Annotated in this window: 16 protein-coding genes; 9 read left to right on the forward strand and 7 right to left on the reverse strand. The window is 65.4% G+C overall.

Annotated features, from left to right (window positions below; genetic code table 11):
- Positions 1-22: 22 nt before the first annotated feature.
- Together L5G33_RS03290 and L5G33_RS03295 are read right to left on the reverse strand one after the other, a co-directional pair.
- Positions 23-622 carry a DUF4203 domain-containing protein gene (locus L5G33_RS03290; protein WP_236996727.1) on the reverse strand — a complete coding sequence of 200 codons (600 nt, stop codon included), beginning with the start codon at positions 620-622 and terminating at the stop codon, positions 23-25.
- Positions 615-1,718 carry an AI-2E family transporter gene (locus tag L5G33_RS03295; protein ID WP_236996728.1) on the reverse strand — a complete coding sequence of 368 codons (1,104 nt, stop codon included), beginning with the start codon at positions 1,716-1,718 and terminating at the stop codon, positions 615-617. Before L5G33_RS03295 ends, L5G33_RS03290 begins: the two co-directional genes overlap by 8 nt.
- A 139-nt stretch (positions 1,719-1,857) precedes the next feature.
- Between L5G33_RS03295 and L5G33_RS03300 the strand changes: the two genes are divergently transcribed.
- Both L5G33_RS03300 and L5G33_RS03305 read left to right on the forward strand, forming a co-directional pair.
- Positions 1,858-2,298, forward strand: a complete 441-nt coding sequence (locus tag L5G33_RS03300) for a DUF6325 family protein (protein ID WP_236996729.1) — start codon at positions 1,858-1,860, stop codon at positions 2,296-2,298.
- Positions 2,299-2,332: 34 nt separating this feature from the next.
- On the forward strand, positions 2,333-2,605 hold the full coding sequence (locus L5G33_RS03305) for an SHOCT domain-containing protein (protein ID WP_236996730.1): 273 nt from the start codon (positions 2,333-2,335) through the stop codon (positions 2,603-2,605).
- 36 nt (positions 2,606-2,641) lie between these two features.
- Here L5G33_RS03305 and L5G33_RS03310 read toward each other — a convergent pair whose 3' ends face one another.
- From L5G33_RS03310 to L5G33_RS03320, 3 genes are all read right to left on the reverse strand, one after another.
- The gene (locus L5G33_RS03310) at positions 2,642-4,333 is read right to left on the reverse strand and encodes a SulP family inorganic anion transporter (RefSeq protein WP_236996731.1); all 1,692 of its coding nucleotides are present in this window, start codon (positions 4,331-4,333) and stop codon (positions 2,642-2,644) included.
- Entirely contained in the window at positions 4,330-5,049 is a 720-nt protein-coding gene (locus tag L5G33_RS03315) for a GAP family protein (RefSeq protein WP_236996732.1), read from the reverse strand. The genes L5G33_RS03310 and L5G33_RS03315 overlap by 4 nt, the downstream gene beginning before the upstream one ends.
- Positions 5,050-5,127: 78 nt before the next feature.
- Positions 5,128-7,692 carry a helix-turn-helix transcriptional regulator gene (locus L5G33_RS03320; RefSeq protein ID WP_236996733.1) on the reverse strand — a complete coding sequence of 855 codons (2,565 nt, stop codon included), beginning with the start codon at positions 7,690-7,692 and terminating at the stop codon, positions 5,128-5,130.
- A gap of 191 nt (positions 7,693-7,883) precedes the next feature.
- Between L5G33_RS03320 and L5G33_RS03325 the strand changes: the two genes are divergently transcribed.
- Genes L5G33_RS03325 through L5G33_RS03340 form a run of 4 tightly spaced genes read left to right on the forward strand, consistent with a single transcriptional unit; the run spans position 7,884 to position 12,597 of the window.
- Positions 7,884-9,761, forward strand: coding sequence for an alkyl/aryl-sulfatase (locus tag L5G33_RS03325; protein ID WP_236996734.1), 1,878 nt, complete (start codon positions 7,884-7,886; stop codon positions 9,759-9,761).
- A 25-nt stretch (positions 9,762-9,786) separates the two neighbouring features.
- On the forward strand, positions 9,787-11,493 hold the full coding sequence (locus tag L5G33_RS03330; RefSeq protein WP_236996735.1) for a SulP family inorganic anion transporter: 1,707 nt from the start codon (positions 9,787-9,789) through the stop codon (positions 11,491-11,493).
- A gap of 32 nt (positions 11,494-11,525) precedes the next feature.
- A complete protein-coding gene (locus L5G33_RS03335; RefSeq protein WP_236996736.1) occupies positions 11,526-11,936 on the forward strand; it encodes a DUF7144 family membrane protein in 411 nt (136 codons plus the stop codon).
- A 4-nt stretch (positions 11,937-11,940) separates the two neighbouring features.
- Positions 11,941-12,597, forward strand: coding sequence for a GAP family protein (locus L5G33_RS03340; protein ID WP_236996737.1), 657 nt, complete (start codon positions 11,941-11,943; stop codon positions 12,595-12,597).
- A 39-nt stretch (positions 12,598-12,636) separates the two neighbouring features.
- On the opposite strand, the gene L5G33_RS03345 is transcribed toward L5G33_RS03340, so the two are convergent.
- Complete coding sequence (locus L5G33_RS03345) at positions 12,637-13,713, reverse strand: ATP-binding protein (protein WP_236996738.1); 1,077 nt, start codon at positions 13,711-13,713, stop codon at positions 12,637-12,639.
- A gap of 133 nt (positions 13,714-13,846) precedes the next feature.
- Here L5G33_RS03345 and L5G33_RS03350 point away from each other — a divergent pair, with 133 nt between their 5' ends.
- Positions 13,847-14,335: a DUF1269 domain-containing protein gene (locus L5G33_RS03350; RefSeq protein WP_236996739.1), complete on the forward strand. Its 489-nt coding sequence runs from the start codon at positions 13,847-13,849 to the stop codon at positions 14,333-14,335.
- Positions 14,336-14,360: 25 nt separating this feature from the next.
- On the opposite strand, the gene L5G33_RS03355 is transcribed toward L5G33_RS03350, so the two are convergent.
- A complete protein-coding gene (locus L5G33_RS03355; RefSeq protein ID WP_236996740.1) occupies positions 14,361-15,344 on the reverse strand; it encodes a TIGR00341 family protein in 984 nt (327 codons plus the stop codon).
- Positions 15,345-15,505: 161 nt separating this feature from the next.
- Between L5G33_RS03355 and L5G33_RS03360 the strand changes: the two genes are divergently transcribed.
- Both L5G33_RS03360 and L5G33_RS03365 read left to right on the forward strand, forming a co-directional pair.
- Positions 15,506-16,702: an NAD-dependent epimerase/dehydratase family protein gene (locus L5G33_RS03360; RefSeq protein WP_236996741.1), complete on the forward strand. Its 1,197-nt coding sequence runs from the start codon at positions 15,506-15,508 to the stop codon at positions 16,700-16,702.
- A 170-nt stretch (positions 16,703-16,872) separates the two neighbouring features.
- Positions 16,873-18,555: a hypothetical protein gene (locus L5G33_RS03365; protein ID WP_236996742.1), complete on the forward strand. Its 1,683-nt coding sequence runs from the start codon at positions 16,873-16,875 to the stop codon at positions 18,553-18,555.
- Positions 18,556-19,060: the final 505 nt, after the last annotated feature.

The following is a 19,060-nucleotide window of genomic DNA, read 5'->3' on the forward strand; positions in this document are numbered from 1 at the left end:
CCCCGCCACGGCGGAGCGCATGTCACGAATCTGCGTTCGCACGGCCGATTCGATGCTTGACGCCGAGGCGCTCCGCGAACAGCCGTCGCTGGACGATCCATCCGGCGAGCGACAGTCCCACCCATGCCGCAGTGCCTGCCACTTCGCCTGCAGTGGAGTCTGCCGACCGCAGCCAATCCAATGCGTCTACGGCTCGTCCGAGCCCGTGAAGGACCATCGCGGCGCCGCCGACCGACGTGAGCCACAGGAGGGCGCGCTCCCGATACTTGTCGGCGGCGAACGCCGCGGAGATCGCGACCGCCACGACGATGATCGCGCTGGCCGACCACGAGTTGTCCCCGGGCTGCACTAGGTCGGCGATGCGGGCTCCGGCCACAGCACCAGCCAGCCCGCCGATGAGGTAGGTGGCGAACTTGAACACCAAGGACACGATGACCCACGACGACACAGCGCCGATCAGACCGAACAGGATCAGGGTCGTCGTCGAGGGATTGAACAGGGCCGCGATGAGCCAACCGGCCCCGAACCCGGCTGCAAGGACGCCCAGGTGAGCTGAGCGCACTCCGTAGAAGCACAGCACTGCGCCGACGGCGACGATCACCAATCCGTTCACATCAAGCATCGGCTGATCCTTCGTTCGATGGGCCGCTCGGGGTGGCGGACACCGTATCGGCGATGAAGATGTTCATCCACCGGGTCTGTGGGTCGACGTCCACGAGAAGCGATTTGACGAAGATCGTCAGCGGGACAGCGAGGATCGCGCCGAGCGGGCCGAGGATCCAACCCCACACGACGAGTGAGAGGAAAGTGATGGTCGTAGAGAGGCCGACGGCGTCGCCGACGAACTTCGGCTGGACGAACGACTGCAGGACGACGTTGATCGCGCTGTAGACGACGATGACCAGGAGCATGGTCCCGGGGCCGCCTTCGAGGAGTCCGAGGACAGCAGGCGGGACGACGCCGAGGACGAAGCCGATATTCGGGATATAGTTGGTGATGAACGACAACAGTCCCCACAACAACGGCAGCGGGATCCCGATCGCCCACAGGACGCCGGCGTCGAGGACAGCGACGATGAACCCGAACAGTGTGGTGACGAGGAGGTACCGGCGTGTTCCGTTCGTGAAACCGATCATGGCTTCGGCGATGTTCGGCCGCACGTGGCGGAGCACGGCCGTCCGGTCGTCCACTCCGAGTGAGTCGACGACCAGGAAGAGCGCGACCGAGATGATCAGGATGAGCGTCGACGTCAGCGAGACCGCAGACGACAGCAGTGAGCCTGCAGCCGAGATGAGCGTGTGCGAGTCGATGTTCCCGAGGATCGAGTCCGCGGACGCGGTGGCGACACCGTGATCTTGGAGGAACTGTTTGACGTCGTCCACGAGGTCGTCGAACTTGTCGGCATAGTCGGGGAGGATGGTCGTGAGCCTGCCCAGCGAGAAGACGACCGATCCGAAGATCACCACGAGTATTCCGTATAGGGCGACGAGGACGACGATCGCCGACAACCAACGCGGCCAGCCGTGTCTGCGGAGATACGTGCCGGCCGGGTGAACCGCGATGACCAGAATCAACGCGAGGAACACCGGCCCGACGATGCCCGCGGTGACCTTGATCCCGGCGGTCACGACGGTGATCGAAGCCAGCGCCACAAGGACCGCGAGTCCGCGTGGAACCGTCCGCGCAGACGAGCGGTCGGATACGGGCGTGTCGGCCATGAATCGAGTATGAGTCGGCGCTGCCGTACCTCCTGCGGCGTCTCGCCCGATGCGGGTGACGCGGCCACTGCGACTGGCCGCCCGGTGCGAACATCGAATGGGAGGCGGGCCGGAGGTTCATCGAAAGTGGGGAGACGTCATGGGTTTCGAATCGTTGGCGGGCGCGGGCGGACTCGGTCCGGTCGAGATCAACGTCATCATGTTGGGGGCCTCTCGGGTCTCGACAGTCGTGTTCCACGCGTTGGCCGAGCAACTTGATGCGGGTGTCATACGGCTCCTCGATGCGGTCGTCGTCACGAAAGCCGAGAGTGGTTCGGTGCTGGTAGACGAGGTGGACCGCACCGAGTTCGCGCTCGCCGGTACCGCGCTCGCGGCGCCCGGGCTGATCGGTGATGACGATGTCACCGACCTGCTCGAGCATGTGCCAGCGGGACAGGCGGCGGCGATCGTGGCCTTCGAGCTCGTCTGGGCGAGAAACCTCGCAGCCGCACTGAACGAGGACGGCTCCTCGGTGGTCGCCGTGGAGCGTATTCCGGCACATGTGGTGAACACCGTCGCCGAAATGGCTGCGGCCGAGTGAACGACGCGAAGCGGCAGGACGGGAGAACGAGACCATGATGTTGCGACGAGGAGGCCGCCCAGGCCTGATCGGTCTGGCCGCCCGTACCGCGGTGGTCGCCGGGACAGCAAACGCAGTCAACAGTCGCCAGGCGCAGCGTGCTGTCGACAGGATGGCGCCCGAACCCGCCCCGATATACCAGTCGCCGAGCTCCGCGTCGCCCGCATCCGACCTGACGGGTGAGCTGACGCGACTAGCGGATCTGCGGTCTCAGGGACTCCTCACCGATGACGAGTTCGCCGCCGCGAAGGCGAAACTGCTCAACTGACGCCAACGTCTCGGCCGCCGCCGAGGCAGCGAACGGTCAGCCCTCTTGGCGGCGTTCCCGCGCCCGACCCAACGCGTCGAACACCGAGTCGCCGAGTCGGCTGCGGCTCAAGAAGATGTTGTTGTCGCCGATCTGCTCGCGAACCCCAGTCGCGGTGAGTTGATCGTCGAGGCCGCCGCCGACTCCGCTCAACATCAGAGTGGCGTGTGCACGATGAAGCTCGATCGCGTACTCGCCGAGCATGGTGAGGAACGTGACCCCCAATTCGTCCGTCCCTCGAAGACGGATGATGGCGACTGCGCCGCGCGCATCGGCGACTGGCGTCGGCAGTTGAGATCGGAACGCTTGTGCTGAAGCGAAGAAGAGCGTTCCGTACGGTGAGAGAACGACGACGTCGCCGGGCTCGAGGGCGGACGGAGGCGTGGTCTCCCGTGGTCGAGAATCGGGTGTGTCGAACGTCCACTGGACGACCCTCACCCGGTTGGACTGCTGTACGACGTGCAGGATCACGGCCAATCCCACTCCCGAGAGCACCGCGTACTGGAGGGGGATCGTCATGGTCAATGCGAAGGTCACCGAGAACACGGCGACCTGTACTCGCCCCGCTTGCCAGATCATCCGGAACTGGTGGGGCTTCAGCGTACGGACGCCGACGAGGATTAGGAGGCCCGCGAGTGCGGGCATTGCCACGTTTTCGATGAGCGGACCGCACACCAGGATCGTGGCCACCATGACGAGGCCGGCGACCATGCTCGCGAACGCGCTCCGTGCGCCCGCCGACCGGGCCAACGACGTCGCTGACATCGATCCGCCTACGGGCATGCCTTGGAGCACGCCTGAGGCGATGTTCGCCAAGCCCTGCCCGCGGAAGTCCGCCGATGCGTTCGGGTAGTGGCCGTCCGGGTTCGGGGTCGACCCGGAGACGGCCGCACCCTGCACCAGCCCGACGAGCGCCAACGACAACGCGGGCACAAGCAGTGCGGGCGTCTCCGACAACGACGGCGCGACGAATGATGGAAGACTGCGGCCGATGTCGACTGAGTCGCCGAGCGTGACGACCGCGTCCTGCGGGAAGATGAACGCGAGACCTGATCCGACGACCACCGCGACGACCATTCCCAGTGGGCCCACCCCGAGGGCTTCCAGTGCGAAGATCAGCGCTATCGTCGACGCACCCACTGCCACAGTTGGCCAGCTGAAATGGCCGATGTGGGCCGCGGTGTCGACCGCTCGGCTGACGCGATTCTCTCCGGTGCCCGCGAATCCGGTGAAGTTGGCGAGCTGTCCGAGGATGATGTTGATCGCGACTCCGTTGACGAACCCGTAGAGCACGGCCGACGGGATGAACCGGACCAGACTCCCTAGGCCAGCCATCCCGAGACCCAACATGATGAGGCCCGCGAGCACAGTCAGAGTGGCGATGACGGAGGCCGCGTTCGGACCCTGCGCGGCCGGCACGTCGCTGATGATGACCGACATGGCGCCGGTCGCCTGAACGGTCATGAACACTGACCCGGTTGTCAACGCCCCGGTGACCGTGCCGACCAGGTAGGCGTTGAGTCCGAGCAGCGGGTTGACGCCCGCGAGGACGCCTGCAGCCAACCCGTCTGGCACGCTCTCGACGCCGAGCACGACACCTGCCTTGACGTCCGATCCGATCGTTCGGCGGGTGCCGAACCTGCGGAGGTAGGTCTGTACCGCGGCGCGGACTTCCTGCGAGCGTTTCATGGCGGACCGCCCGTCACTGCGCGCGTCAATTGTAGGAATCCGACGACGAGCAGCATGGATGCACGGATGAACCCGTTGTTCCGAAGGACCCATCCGCGCACTCGCGTGATGAGCCGGTCCGGCGCCCGGCGTCCGGCCGTGACCGCGATGACTGGCAGGGCCAGCGGCAGGGACACGGCCACGACGAAGCCGATACTCAGTCCGACGACTTGCATTGACGAGACGTGCGCGTTGAGAAGGTCGATCGCGGTCGCGGCCACTAGCGACACATTCGTCGGGTTGAGGAGAAAGACACCGAGCCCGACGACGAATGATCGGCGCGCGCCGTATCCCACAGAGTCCTTAACGAGGCCGGGCAATTGCGGCGCGGCGGCCGCGAACTCGTCGAGGGTGCGGGCCGCGGCGAGGCGCGTCAACGTTGCCCGCGCCCGCCGATACGACCACACCGCGCCGGCGAAGCACAGCACGGAGATGCTCGCGTGCAGCGCACTCGCGAGAGCGGAGCCGGTGTGGGCCTCGGAGATGCCGAAGTACGAGAGCACAGCAAGCCAGAAGACGAGTGAGCCGGAGGTGGCCACCACCCACCCTCCGAGATAGCAGACGTTCACCAGAAGTGGGTGAGACGACTGCAGCATGCCCAGCACTGCGAGAATCGCCACCGGGCTCGCCATTACGCTCAGGGTGACCGGCAGCATGCGCCAAAGGACGTCGAGCATGACAGTCATCGTCGGCTACCGAGGTGTCCGCGAATCCACGTCTCACCCTCTGCGGATGACGGCGACGGCGAAGTGGGTTCAGTCGGTCACACGGACTGCCTCGCGCCGCGACCGGACGTCGAGCTTCCGGTAGATCGCGCGCTGATGTGTCTTGACGGTGTTGATCGAGACACCGAGGCTCTCGGCGATCTCCTGCATCGTGCGGGTGGTGCGCAACTGGGTGAACACGTCGAGTTCCCGCTCGGAGAGGGTGTGCAGGACACCCTTCCTGGGCGGTGGAGCGAGGCACGACGCGAGGAAGTCTTCGTGTCGTGTGCCCCACGAGAGATGCCCGGTGAGCAACTGTCGCAGCTCGACACCGTCACCCGCGAAGAGTCGGCGGATGTCTTCTCCAGAAGCGGCATCGAGCGATCGTTCGAGAAGGTCGTGTGCTTGCTCCTGGTCTCCGTCATGCCGGGCCACTTGGGCGTCGGCGAGCAGCGTTGCGACTCGAACGTACGAGATCTGCTGGTACTGAGGCTGCAAACGGTGCATCATCTGTGCCGCTGTGCGCAGCTGCCGGGCCCGCGCTGCGATACCGGCGAGCACCACGCTCACGAACGGTGTGCTGTCGGTATGTTCGTACTTCGTGACCACCCGCATGGCCCGGGCAGTATTCCCTGCGGCTTCGTTCAAGACGGCGAGTGCGGTATGGCGGAATGCGGGCCACGAGACGCCCTGATCCATCTGCCCCGGCATGCTCGACAGTTCGTCGAGAGCGATCCGGCACTCGCCGGGTTCGCGGCGTGCAGCGGCGGTCAGCGCGAGCATCATCCGTGCTGCACCGCCGAACAGCAGAGGCGAGTCCGACGAGCGGATCAAGCTCGCGAATTCGGCAGAGGCAGACAGCAAATCGTTTCGCCAGTATGCGAGGTATCCACGCGTGAACGAGGCTCCGCCACCCACATACTGACCCCATGGGTCGCCGCCGGATTCGGCTCCCGCTGCCTCGACGACTCGCCGGGCATCGTGCAGGTGCCCGGCCCACACGTAGCTGAACGCCAGATGGTTTCGGCCGTGATGGGCCAGACCGGTCGCACCGATCGCCTGGGCTTCGGCCACCGTTGCGTCGAGCAGCTCTATCGCGCGTGCAGGAGCCCTGCGAAGACGCATCTCGGTCCAGCCGAGTAGGTACAGCATGGGCACTCGGTCTCGGGTCGACTCCGTGACCGTCTCGAATCGGCGCCGCGCCGTGTCGCAGGCATCGCCGAGTTCGGTGCGGTCGTCGACCAGGAACAGTCGTGCCTGCTCGAGGATGACGGAGTAGTCGTCGCCGCTGTCAGGGGGAGTCACGAAGTCTTGTCCGCGCGCCACGGCACGGGTGTAGAGCATCTTGGCGTACGTCGATTCGCCGGTGGACTGGTGTACGCAGGCGCGAACGAGGAGCACACGGGGATCGTCGTCCCAGGGGCTGGGAAGTGCGACGCAGAGACGGTCGAGGGCGGTCGCGTCGGGGCCGACCACCGCGTTGACCCACCGGCTGAGGACGACCCGCACGGCGTTCGTCGGCTCGCCCGCCTTCAGCCAGTACTCGGCCGCGTGCAGCGGGCTGCTGTCCTCGAAGAACGACGCGGCGGCGCGGAGCGCGCTGGCTGCGGTGCCCGGACGGGACTCGACCAGGATGTCGCGGCAGTGGCCGGCGAACAGGGAGTGCCATCGATACACGTCGCCGTTCGACGACGTGTATCGGTCGATGAATAGCGCGGCAGCGACGCACCGGTCCAACAGATCGGCGCTGTCGGTGCGCCCGGTCAGCTGATCGGCGAGCGCCGGCGTGATGCTCCGGCACACGGAGGTCACCAACGCGAACTCGGCGAGGTCGGGCGGCAGGGACGGCAACACGTGGTCACGGACGTAGGAATGGAAGACGCCGTGGTCGCCGTCGAGGTCGGGGCGGACTCCCGTCATCGCGAGGACCCGGACCGCGATAGGCCATCCCCTCGTGGCGTCGAGTACGAAATCGGGCGACAGGGCGGTGTCATTGCGGCGGACGAACCGGCTGACCTCGCCGATGTCGAAGGCGAGGTCGACCGCACGGATCACCGCACGCGGATGCGTCAGCGAGAATCGGCTGAGCGCCAGTTCTGTGTAGCTGGTGCCGACGACTACGACGTGCAGGTTCGGAAACGAGCCGTCGATCAGCGCGCCGATGAGACCGGTGCCCAGAGCGTCCTTGGCGCGGTGCGCGTCATCGATTACCAGATAGACGGGCTCGACCAGGTCGGCGAAGGCCTCGGCGACGTGATCGAAGTCGGTGGGCGACACTCCGCTGAACGGGTCGGCGCGAAGCAATGCCTGCAACCCGTCATACGACAGGTGATCGACGAGCGACAGCAACGCACGCAGGACGACGGCTTGGATTCGGTCGACATCGGTGTCGAATCTGCTCAACGTCACCCAGGCGACGCGCTCGCACCGCTTCTCCGCCCATTCGGCGACCGCCGACGTCTTGCCGTAACCGCTCGGCGCGACGACGAGAACCGCGTGTGACGTGTCGATCCGGTCGTCGATTCCGTCGATGACTCGAGAGCGCGGAAGGTGCCCCGGCTGTTGCAGTGGCGCCTGGAATTGGAGGGAGGAAGACCACGCGCGAAAGTCGGTCATACGCGGAGACCTTACGCGGATCGACGCTTGGTGCGAGGCGTGTTCGCGGGTTGAAACGACTCGCGAATTCGACTCACCCGCAAAGAATGAGGTCGTTCGCACCGGAGCCGTAGAACCCGAAACACTTGTTCCCACGGGTCCACTTCGGACCACTGCAGACTCGAGTGCGTTTCCAAATCGAGGAGGAACCGATGTCCCAACCAGATGCGAGTGAGTTCGTCGTCGCAGCCCACCGTCGAGCACGCGAATCGCTGCCCTTCACCGACACCAGAGACTTCGACGACGCCGGTCGCGGATTCATTGGCAAGCTCGAACCGGGCGTAGTCCGCAGCGAAGACGGCACGGTGGTATGGGACAACGACGTGTTCGACTTCTTGGACTCAGAAGACGCCGCTGACACGGTCCACCCGAGTCTCTGGCGTCAATCTCGACTGACGAGCATGCAGGGCCTCTTCGAAGTGGTTCCGGGCATCTATCAGGTCCGCGGACTTGACCTCTCGAACCTGTCGATCGTCGAAGGCGATGAGGGCGTCGTCATCATCGACACGCTCACCTCGCGTGAGACGGCACTGGCAGCTATGGACCTCTACCGCGCTCATCGCGGGGAGCGTCCGGTCAAAGCGATCGTCCACACCCACTGCCACATCGACCACTTCGGCGGCGTCCTCGGCGTTACCGACCAAGAGGCGGTCGCGCGTGGTGATGTGGCGGTGATCGCTCCAGAGGGGTTCGTCGAGCACGCCATCGCTGAGAACGTCTACGCGGGCACCGCGATGGGGCGGCGCGCCGGATACATGTACGGCGCGGCCCTTGCGCACGGACCATCCGGCCACGTCGGAGCAGGTCTCGGTCAGGCCCCGTCCACCGGTGCCGCGGGCATTGTGGTGCCGACCATCGACATTCACACCACTGGTGAGACGCTGACGATCGACGGTGTCGAGATGGAGTTCCAGATGGCCCCGGGGACGGAGGCCCCCGCGGAGATGCACGTCTACTTGCCGCGATTCCGAGCGCTGTGCATCGCGGAGAACGCCACGCACACCCTGCACAATCTCCTCACCCTGCGCGGCGCAGTGGTCCGTGATCCGCATGGCTGGTCGGGCTATTTGAACGAGGCGATCGATATCTTCGGCGACCGCGTGGACGTGATGTTCTCGCCGCACCACTGGCCGACTTGGGGAGTCCATCGCATTGTCGAGATGTTGACGCTCCAACGCGATCTCTACGGCTATCTGCACGATCAGACGCTGAGGATGATCAATCAGGGTCTCCAGGGCGCTGAGATCGCGGAGACGATGCAGATTCCGCCCGCCTTGGAGAACGCGTGGCACGCGCGCGGCTACTACGGTTCGGTCAGTCACAACATCAAAGCGATATATCAGCGATATATCGGGTGGTTCGACGGCAACCCGGCCCGACTGTGGCCGCACCCGCCGGAGGCTCTGTCGGCTCGCTACGTCGACGCGATCGGTGGGATCGACAAGACCGTCGACGTAGCGCGGGCCGCATACGAGTCTGGTGACTACCGGTGGGCGGCGACGCTCCTGGATCATGTCGTGTTCGTCGACCCCGACCACTCGGACGGGCGTGCGCTGTACGCGGACACCCTCGACCAGCTGGCGTACACGGTCGAGAACGGGACGTGGCGCAACTTCTATCTGTCCGGCGCCACCGAACTGCGTGGAGCCAACTTCGGGACGCCGACCAATCCCAACGCGCCGGAGATCCTCGCTCAACTGACACCAGCGCAGATCTTCGATTCGGTCGCGATCTCGATCAACGGTCCGAAGGCATGGGGCGAACGACTGTCGCTCGATGTCACATTCACCGACCTCGATGAGACGCACCGCGTCGCGCTCAGCAACGGTGTCCTGATCCACCGTCGCAGGCTCGACAAGGACGGCCCCGCCGACGTGACCGTGGCCACGACCAAGCCGCGCCTGCTCGCACTGCTCGGCGGTGACGACACGTCTCCGGGCGTGGAGTTCACCGGTGATCGCGGTGCCTTCGCGCGATTGATTGAGGTCGTCGACGAACCCGATCCGGCGTTCAACATCGTGCTGCCGTAACGGCGACAGCTGAGCGAAAGCGAAGGTGAGCGAGGACGGAGGTGAGCGCCAGGTGTCCACCGGGCTCGTCGCAGCGAGGTTTCGTGGCTATCGGGTGATACCCGGGCTGACCAAGCGCAACATCGCGCGGGAGACGATGGCTGGGATCACGCTCGTCACGATCTCGATTCCGCTCAACATCGGCTACGCCCAGATCGCCGGGCTGCCGCCGATCGCGGGCCTGTACGCGCTGATCATCCCAACGGTGTTGTACGCGCTGGTCGTGTCCTCGAGACAGTTGGTCGCGTCGCCGGACGCCGCGGCCGCGGCGCTCGTCGCCTCGTCGATCGGTGGTCTTGCGGTGTCCGGGGACGACTATGCGGCGATGGCGATGGCACAGGCGGTCATCTGCGGTGTTGTCCTTCTGCTGATGTCTGTCTTTCGGCTGGGCTTCCTTGCGAACTACCTGTCTGAGCCCATCCTGACCGGCTTCGTCGGCGGTCTCGCTTTGGACATCCTGGTGTCCCAGACCGCGAAAATGGCCGGCGTCCATCTGGAGCCGGGCGACGAGTTCGTCGGCAAACTCGGCGGGTTGATCACCGGTCTGCCCGACGCGAACGGATGGTCGGTGCTGATTGCAGGGGTGTCGCTGATCGTGCTCCTCGCGTGGCGCACGCGGCTGCCGCGCGTCCCATGGGCGTTGATCGTCCTCGTCGGTGCGACCGTGATCGTCGCCGCGGCCCATCTCGATGATCACGGGGTGTCGGTGCTCGGCGAGGTGCCGGGCGGTCCGCCGATCTTCACCTGGCCCTCCCTCAGCGTCGCCCAATGGCTCGCGTTAGTTCCGTCCGCAATCGCCTTGGCGATGGTCACGACAGTCGAGGGGCTGTTGGTATCCCGTTCGTACGCGGAGAAGCACGGCTACGAAGTCTCCGCCGACCGCGATCTGGCGGCCTTCGGGGTGGGCAACGTCGCGGCAGGCTTCACCGGCGGCTTCTCCGTGGGTTCGTCCACGTCGAGGACGGCGGCGATGGACCAGGCGGCGTCGCGTACACAACTCCCGTCATTCGTCCTGGCGGTTGTCACGCTGGTGTTGCTGTTGTTCGGAACGGGTCTGCTCACCAGCATCCCGTCGCCGGCGATCGGTGCGATCGTCGCCGTCGCCGTCGTCCCGCTGCTCGGCATCGGGAAGTTCGCCCGGCTGTGGCGCGTCGAGCGGTTCGAGTTCTCGATCGCTGCCGTCTGTTTCGCCACAACGATCTTCGTCGGATCGATCGCCGGGATCGTCGTAGCGTTCGTGCTGGCAGTGGTCAACATCGCTCGCCGAGCGTCGAATCCGGCGGTCGACGTCTTGCACGCCGACGAGTCGGACCCGACTCCGGGCAAGCGCTTCACCGCAGCCGACAAGACGATCACCGCACCGGGTCTGATCGTGCTGCGGCCCGCTGCACCGTTGTTCTTCGCGAACGCCGACACCGTCGTCCGGTCGGCGAAGGCCTCCATCGCCGCAGCGGAGAAGCCGGTGAAGCACCTCGTGTTCGACCTGGAGGCGGTCACCGACGTCGACGTGACAGCCGCCGAAGCCCTCGAACGGTTGCGCGACTGGCTCGCCGCGAACGACATCACTCTCGGATTCAGCCGACTCAGAGAAGCCGTCGGACCGCGGTTGCGGACACTCGGCGTCCTCAAGGAATCCGACCGTGTCTTCGCCAGCAACCGCGAAGCCGCCAGCGAACTACGCACCGAAGAATGACGACCGAGAACCAACGAGTGAGAGGAAAGATGATGACACACACAACAGATGACCGAGAGGCCAATCCCGTCCGGCAAGGCGTGTCGGGCACCACCACGTTCGCCGCCGCGATCCTGCTGTTCGTCGCAGGCCTGCTCGCCTTCTTTCAAGGATTGTCCGCGGTGCTGGAAGACGACCTGTTCGTCGTCGGACCGGAGTACACGTATGCCCTCGACACGACCTCGTGGGGCTGGATCCACCTGATCGTCGGCGCGCTCGGAGTGCTCATCGCGATCGGGTTGATGTCCGGGGCCACCTGGGCGCGGGTATCGGCGATCGTCATCGCCGGAGTCTCGATCGTGGCGAACTTCCTCTGGCTGCCCTACTACCCGTGGTGGTCGATCCTGGTGATCGCGCTCGACCTGGTTGTGATCTGGGCCGTTACGACCTGGCGGACGGACTAGCGCGGTGCTCGGCGCGGTGGTCGGCGACCTGCTGCCGCTCGCCGTCGGCGTCGCGGTGTCGCCGGTCCCGATCATCGCGGCGATCCTGATGCTGATGGGCGTGCACGCCCGAACGGCGAGTCTCGGCTTCGCCTGCGGATGGACGATCGGCGTGGCAGCGGCCACGACGCTGTTCGTATTCCTGGGGCAGGCTATGGACGGCAGTCCGGCGGGGCGCGGCTGGATCAAACTCGCGCTCGGCGTCGTGCTCGTCGCGTTCGGAGTGCACCAGTGGAGATCCCGATCAGCGGAGGCGACAACACCGAAGTGGATGTCGGCGATCGACGAGATGACGGTGCTTCCCGGTGCCGGCATCGGTTTCGTCCTGGCCGCGATCAACCCGAAGAACCTGATGCTCTGCGCAGCTGCGGGCATCACCATCGGCGGCGCGGGGCTCAGCGGATCGGGTGATGTGGTCGCCGTCATCGTGTACACCGCGATTGCGAGTGCGACGGTGGCGGTCCCGGTGATCGGCTTCCAGTTCGCGGCGGATCGGCTCCGGGCACCGTTGGACTCGCTGAAGACGTGGTTGCAGGAGAACAGTCAGAGCGTGATGGCCGTGCTGATTTTGGTGATCGGCGCAGTACTGATCGGCAAGGGCATCGGCGGTGTAACCGCCTGACCGATGCGGACCTGACTGTCGGCGCAGCCGGACGGCTTGTCAGCGCAGGGCGACAGCTACGTCCGAACCACCCTCGTGAGTCAGCCGCGGCGCGATCTGGACCAGTTGGGGTGCGGTCGTGAAACCACCCGCGAACAGGACCTGCCCCTGACCGAAGGTCGGTGACCGCTGCAGCAATGCGTCGGGTGCGTAGCCGAACACATCACCGAGTTCGGCGAGGTCGCTCGCCGAACTCATCTTCATCAATCCGAGATTGTCGCACTGCGACACCGCGTTCGGATGAACCTTGGACGGACGCTGCGTCGACAGCAGCAGCCAGATGCCGTACTTCCGACCCTCCGCTGCGATCTGGACGATCCGCTCGGTGAGCAGGCGTTCGAGTGGTGTCGTAGGTGCCGGCGAACACAAGTTGTGCGCTTCGTCGATCACCACGAGACGGCCGATGCGCTCATCGCGGTGTGCCCACAGGTGATCGAGGACGGCCAGTGCGGTCGCCTGCTGTTCTTCCGGCGTCCCGAACGATCCGAGGTCGACGACGGTGGCGTCTGCGCGCTGATCGATCACATCGGTGACGTCCGGCCGGCCCCACGCCCACAGATCCCAGTCGGTGACGCCGAGGTTCTCCAACCGCATGGCGATCTGGTGAAACTGCGGCTCATCGCTGCGACGCAGGACGTCGACGAGAGGCTCATCGATCTGGTCGATCTGCACGGCGTCGGTCCGCAACATCACGTTGAACTCTTCACGATCGAGGATCGGGTCGAGTTGCAGGATTGCGGCGCGCGACCGGATGTCCATATCGACGAACCGAACCTTCAGCGGGTCGCCACTGGTCCCGGGCCGCAGGACGCGGATGTCCCGATCGGTGATCCTCGCGCCGTCAGGGCCAGCGTCGTCGCGCACTGATCCGAGCTTCACGAAGTCGGTGTTGGGGTCGAGGACGACGATCGGGAGCATGGTGTGCAGAAGGACCTGCTCCAGCAGTACGCCGAGCGCGTATGTTTTGCCCGAGCCGCTCTGGCCGCACCAGAACGTGTGTCGGTTGAGCTTGGACGCATGTAGTTGCGCGGGGTCGTCGGTGTCGAGGATCGTCCCGACCGGCAGGTCCGAAGTCATGCGAGGAATCGTAGTCCGCACAAGGCGCGCGGTCGCCCGTCGCGGGTGAGAAGTCGTGCCCGGTCGACCACCAGACTGGACGATCGAGGTATCGGGCTGGACGGTCCGATACCCGCTTCAGAGAGGAATCACCATGGCCGGAACACTCACTGTTTGGAAATTTCCGACGCCGACCGGCGCAGAGACGGCTCTCACCACCCTGCGTGATCTGCAGAAGCAGGAACTGATCACGGTGCACGACGCTGCGACCGTTTCGTGGCCGGATGCTGCCAAGAAGCCGAAGACCCGCCAGGCTGACAACCTGACGGCTGCGGGGGCCCTGGGAGGAACGTTCTGGGGCATGTTGTTCGGGCTGATCTTCTTGGTGCCGTTGCTCGGTGCGGCAGTGGGGGCTGCGATGGGAGCGCTCACCGGAGCGTTGACCGACGTCGGCATCGATGACGACTTCATCGAATCGGTTCGGGACAAGGTCACGCCGGGAACGTCAGCGCTGTTCGTCCTCACTTCCGACGCAACTCTCGACCGCGTCCACGAGGAGTTCGCGGGTCAGTCGCCCACCCTCATCTCAACCAACCTGTCGCACGCCGAAGAGGCGACCCTCCGAGACGTCTTCGCGGACTGAACCACACGGCAGGCGCTCCCGCGGTTCACGGTGCGCTGGTCGTCCGGTCGCCCACGACGTGGACGAGGACGACGCGAGGATGCCACGGGACCAGGGCGTCGACTGACTCCTGCAGGTCGCCGAGGGGAGGGAGTTCGGCGGGGCCGAGCACGAAGACAGTCGCAGTGCTGCCATGCAGGGTGACGTCGGCGACCTGAGCCCCTGGCACCTGGCCCATCCAGCCGCTAGCGGCGTCTGCGATCTGCGCCGACCACAGCGAAGTCATCGAGTTGATCGTCATGGGAACGGCGACGGCGACGAGCGCCGACGCCACGATCGCGTACGCGCGCCACTGGTGCCTGCCTGTGGTCTTTGGCTTCCTATGGTAGCCAGCAAGCGTCAACACGATCATTGCAGTGAGCACGAGAGCGACGACGTTAGAGACGAACAGTATGAACGCTCCGACGGCGAGCCCCGGTGCGTCGGAGCCGAGGCACACACCGACTACGCCGAGCGGGGGGACCAGGGAGATCGCGACGGCGACGCCGGGCAGCACGTCTCCGACGTCGCGACGCGTGAGTGCCAGCGAGGCGACGACACCGGTCGCGAGGGCGGCGGTCAGATCCATCAGCGTGGGTGAGGTCCGACCGGTCACCTGCGAGTTCGTGAGCACGTCCGTCGCGTCTGGCAGTAGCAGAGTGAACACGTAGCCGAGTGCGACGACCACGACGACGCCCGCGGTCAGCAGGCCGGCGCTGCGTAGCACGAGACGCGAGTCGTGCGATGTGACGCCGAGTCCGATCCCGAGGATGGGAATCGACAGCGGGGCCACGATCATCGCGCCGATCACGGTCGCCGTCGAATCGGACACGACTCCCGAGATGGCGATGACGGCCGCGAGAACCAGCATGATCCAGTACGCCGACTTCTTTGAAGCGCGATCACCGGACGATAAGTCCAGTCGATCGCGGAGTTCGTCGACGGATCGCCGTTGGTGGTCGGGGACGAGAACGCTGAGTGCGGCAGACATCGGTGTACCTCGTCTCGTGGATCGCAGCCGGTCTATCGGCCGATTGCTTCGGTTGTGCCGCAATCAGCCGCGTCCGGCTGAAGAAATCACCCGCGGCGGGCGAAGCGGCGACCGCTCGATCCGGCGCAGACTTCGGTGAAAAGCGATGTGAGGAGCCTCGAATGCGAATCATTGTGCTCGGCGGAGACGGGTTCTGCGGGTGGCCGAGCAGCCTCCGTCTCGCCTTGCGCGGTCACGCGATCACGATCGTCGACAGTCTGGTGCGTCGTGAGATCGACCGCGAACTCGGCGTGGACTCGTTGACGCCGGTCAATTCCTTGCCCGAGCGGCTGGTTGCGTGGCGAGAAGTGACGGGCACGTCGATCGGCTTCGAGCCATTGGACGTAGCAACTGACTACGAGCGTCTCGTACAGGTACTCGGTGACATCAGACCGGACGCTATCGTGCACTTCGCCGAGCAGCGAGCCGCGCCCTACTCGATGAAGTCGCCGACGCACAGGAGGTACACGGTCGACAATAACGTGAACGCGACTCATAATCTCCTGGCCGCGGTCACCGAGGTAGGGGTGAACGCACACGTCGTCCACCTCGGCACGATGGGCGTGTACGGCTACGACACGGTGCCGATGGACCTACCCGAAGGGTATCTGACGGTCAGCTATCCGGACCGTGACGGCGACACACACGTCCGGGACATCCTCTATCCGACGCAGCCGGGCAGTGTGTACCACCTGACGAAGTCGCTCGATCAGCTTCTGTTCCAGTTCTACGCGGTCAACGACGGCCTGCGGATCACCGATCTGCACCAGGGGATCGTGTGGGGCAGTCAAACGGCAGAGACCTCGCTGGATTCGCGACTGGTGAACCGCTTCGATTACGACGGCGACTACGGCACGGTCCTGAACCGATTCCTTGTCGAAGCAGCCGTCGGCCTCCCGTTGACGGTGCACGGGTCGGGAGGGCAGACCAGGGCGTTCATCAACATCAACGACAGTGTGCAGTGCATCGCGCTGGCCGTCGAGTCGGGCGATGACGTCGGGGACCGCGTCCGCGTGATGAATCAGATGACTGAGACCCACCGGGTGTCAGACCTCGCGGCCATTGTCGCCGAGCTCAGCGGGGCCGTGGTGAGTCATGTGGAGAACCCTCGTCGCGAAGCGGAGGTGAACGATCTATCAGCCCGCAATGACCATCTCGTCAATCTCGGTCTCGACCCGATCGGGCTGCGGTCCGACCTGCTCGTCGCGGAGATCGAACTTGCCCGTGTCCATGCGGCCCGAGTGAAGCCTGCCCACGTGCCCGCTGAGTCCTGTTGGAATCGAGAACGCGTCGCCGCCAGAGAGACGACGACGCAGTGAACGGCGATAGTTCGCCCGACGAGTCGAGCGGGTACCACCGCAGCGAGCACCAGCGGACGGTGCCGCCGTTCGCGTGGTGGATCCTCGCTGTCGCTTGTGTGTTGCTCCTCGTGCTACTAGTGGCACGACCCGAGTGGTTCGCTCGCTCGGCAGACGATGACAGTCTTCACGTGTCCGCCGATCGACACATGCAGCGGACCGTCGACGGCAGCGGTCACCCGGACGGGCTGTGGCTGAACGACGACACACCGTCGGCAAGCTTCACGGTCCGTGTCCCCGTAGACGTCGGGCAATCGCAGACACGGATCCGCCTGCGTGGCAGCACACAGGTCGGGCACGACGCCATGGCCTTCCTCGCCGTCACCGTCGACGGCGACCAGGTCGACCGGAGCGAGCTCTCCCACGGGGACGGCGAACTCGAGCGGACTGTTGATGTCCCCGAGGGGGCAGTGGCGGACGGGCAGGTGCGTGTACAACTCCGGCTGGACGGCTCGCTGCACGACCAGACGTGCTCAACTGACCACTCCACTGGGGCCAACGTCCACATCGCAGCAGACACCGTCGTGGAAGCCGAACTCGACGAGCCGGTCGGCACGGTGCGCGACGTCGTCGCGTCGTGGGACGACACTGTCACCGTGGTGGTACCGAACGGCGAGAATCCATGGCGGACTGTTGCCGCGCAACTCGGCGTCGGACTCACTCAGTCCGGCCATAGAGTGACGTACACCGACTCCGTGCCCGATGACCGAAGCGACCTCATTATGGTGGGCACCGACCAGCAGCTCAATGAACTCGGCTGGAGCGCGTCATCGGACGACCCGATTTCGGTCGGCACGATCGGTGACATGCCCGCCCTCGCAGTGCACAGCCCATCGGCGACAGAGGCGACGCGACAGATCACGGGTCCACTCGTGGCTACTGCGGACGGCACCGGTGGGGATCCGCGTCGGGTGCCATCTGAACAGGGAACGCTGGGCGACGTCGATCTGGGCGACCTCGGCGCCGATCTCGCCACTGCGACGGTCGTCGATTCGCACACCTGGCGAGTCTCGTACTCACTGGCCGACTTGTCCGACGGTCACCTCCCGGCGTCGGCGCGAGTCGGTTGGCACCTGCCTGCGAGCCCACCGGACCTCACATGGATCGTTGATACTTCACTCAATGGCCGACTCATAGATTCACGACCTGTTCGTAGGGACCGCCCCGTCACGACCATCGCGCTGCCTGCGGAAGCTCAACGGATCGACAACACACTGACGTTCACGGTGCAACGCGACCGTGACCTAGGTGGCTGCGATGTGCGACAGACTCCGTACTCGATGGCACTGGACCCCGATTCGGTGTTGTCCCTCGGCGACGATCCGGGTGCGGGATTCACTGCGATCCCCCGAACACTCGCGCCAGGCTTCGCCGTGTACGTGTCCGCGACACCTGCCGAGGACACAGTTGCAGTGTTGAATTCGGCGGTGCCAGTGCTCGCACAGTTCATGCCTGTGGATGCGGCGCCCGACTACCTGTGGGGGCGTGCCCCCGAACCTGGCACACCGTTCATCCAGATCGGTGCCGACGGGAGAGTGTCGACGCCGGTTGCAGTCGCCGACGGACGCCTCGTATCCGGAAGCCCGCCGCGTACTGATGTCACCGCGATGGCCGATGGCGTCCTTGTCGCCTGCGGTTCGGTCGGCAACCGGGTCGCGGGCCTGGTCGTCGTACCCGTCGGTCACGGGGCGACGGCCTTGCCGCCGTTCGGCACAGAGTCGGCACAGGTCATCACCGGGAACGGTGCGGTCGCTTTCACCGCAGACGGTTTGCCGATCGATGACGCTCCACGGCGAGCGGTCGCGCCGGGATGACTGGCGCCGGGGAGGTACGGGAGCCGGCGGTCGACTACTTCCGATCCGTCGACAGTGCGCCGGTGGATTATGCAGTCGATCGTCCGGCGTCGGGCACCAACGGGTTCCTGGTGGTCTTCGCGGCGTTGTGCATCGTAGCGATGTGCGTGCGGACCGTCAGCGTGCGGAGCGGACTCGACATTGGACCGAACGATATCGTGCTGTTCGCGGCGGATCGGGGCGACGCAGCCGTCCCCACGAGGCTTTTCATTGTCATCTTCTTTATTGCATACGCGGCGTTCGCCTATTCGAATGTGTGGCGGAGGGCCGTGCTGGGGGCGTCGCTGGTCGGGAAGTTCGCAGCGTTCTGCTTGGGGCTCGACGCGATCGGGTGGGCGTTGCATCACCTCGGGCTCATGTCGGTGCCGGTATTCGGACTGCAGTTGATCTCGGGGCTGGTTGCTCTTGCGATCCTGCCGCACACGATCATGCGCCAGGCGCGACTGCCTGCGGACGGGCCTGCGCC

It is taken from the genome of Gordonia liuliyuniae (assembly GCF_021738805.1).
GTDB lineage: Bacteria > Actinomycetota > Actinomycetes > Mycobacteriales > Mycobacteriaceae > Gordonia > Gordonia liuliyuniae.

Coding starts and splice junctions, on each gene's coding strand:
- L5G33_RS03325 (WP_236996734.1), top strand. CDS start 7,884: ATGTCCCAACCAGATGCGAGTGAGTTCGTCGTCGCAGCCCACCGTCGA.
- L5G33_RS03290 (WP_236996727.1), bottom strand. CDS start 622: ATGCTTGATGTGAACGGATTGGTGATCGTCGCCGTCGGCGCAGTGCTG.
- L5G33_RS03345 (WP_236996738.1), bottom strand. CDS start 13,713: ATGACTTCGGACCTGCCGGTCGGGACGATCCTCGACACCGACGACCCC.
- L5G33_RS03305 (WP_236996730.1), top strand. CDS start 2,333: ATGATGTTGCGACGAGGAGGCCGCCCAGGCCTGATCGGTCTGGCCGCC.
- L5G33_RS03355 (WP_236996740.1), bottom strand. CDS start 15,344: ATGTCTGCCGCACTCAGCGTTCTCGTCCCCGACCACCAACGGCGATCC.
- L5G33_RS03350 (WP_236996739.1), top strand. CDS start 13,847: ATGGCCGGAACACTCACTGTTTGGAAATTTCCGACGCCGACCGGCGCA.
- L5G33_RS03300 (WP_236996729.1), top strand. CDS start 1,858: ATGGGTTTCGAATCGTTGGCGGGCGCGGGCGGACTCGGTCCGGTCGAG.
- L5G33_RS03315 (WP_236996732.1), bottom strand. CDS start 5,049: ATGCTCGACGTCCTTTGGCGCATGCTGCCGGTCACCCTGAGCGTAATG.
- L5G33_RS03335 (WP_236996736.1), top strand. CDS start 11,526: ATGACACACACAACAGATGACCGAGAGGCCAATCCCGTCCGGCAAGGC.
- L5G33_RS03295 (WP_236996728.1), bottom strand. CDS start 1,718: ATGGCCGACACGCCCGTATCCGACCGCTCGTCTGCGCGGACGGTTCCA.
- L5G33_RS03320 (WP_236996733.1), bottom strand. CDS start 7,692: ATGACCGACTTTCGCGCGTGGTCTTCCTCCCTCCAATTCCAGGCGCCA.
- L5G33_RS03310 (WP_236996731.1), bottom strand. CDS start 4,333: ATGAAACGCTCGCAGGAAGTCCGCGCCGCGGTACAGACCTACCTCCGC.
- L5G33_RS03360 (WP_236996741.1), top strand. CDS start 15,506: ATGCGAATCATTGTGCTCGGCGGAGACGGGTTCTGCGGGTGGCCGAGC.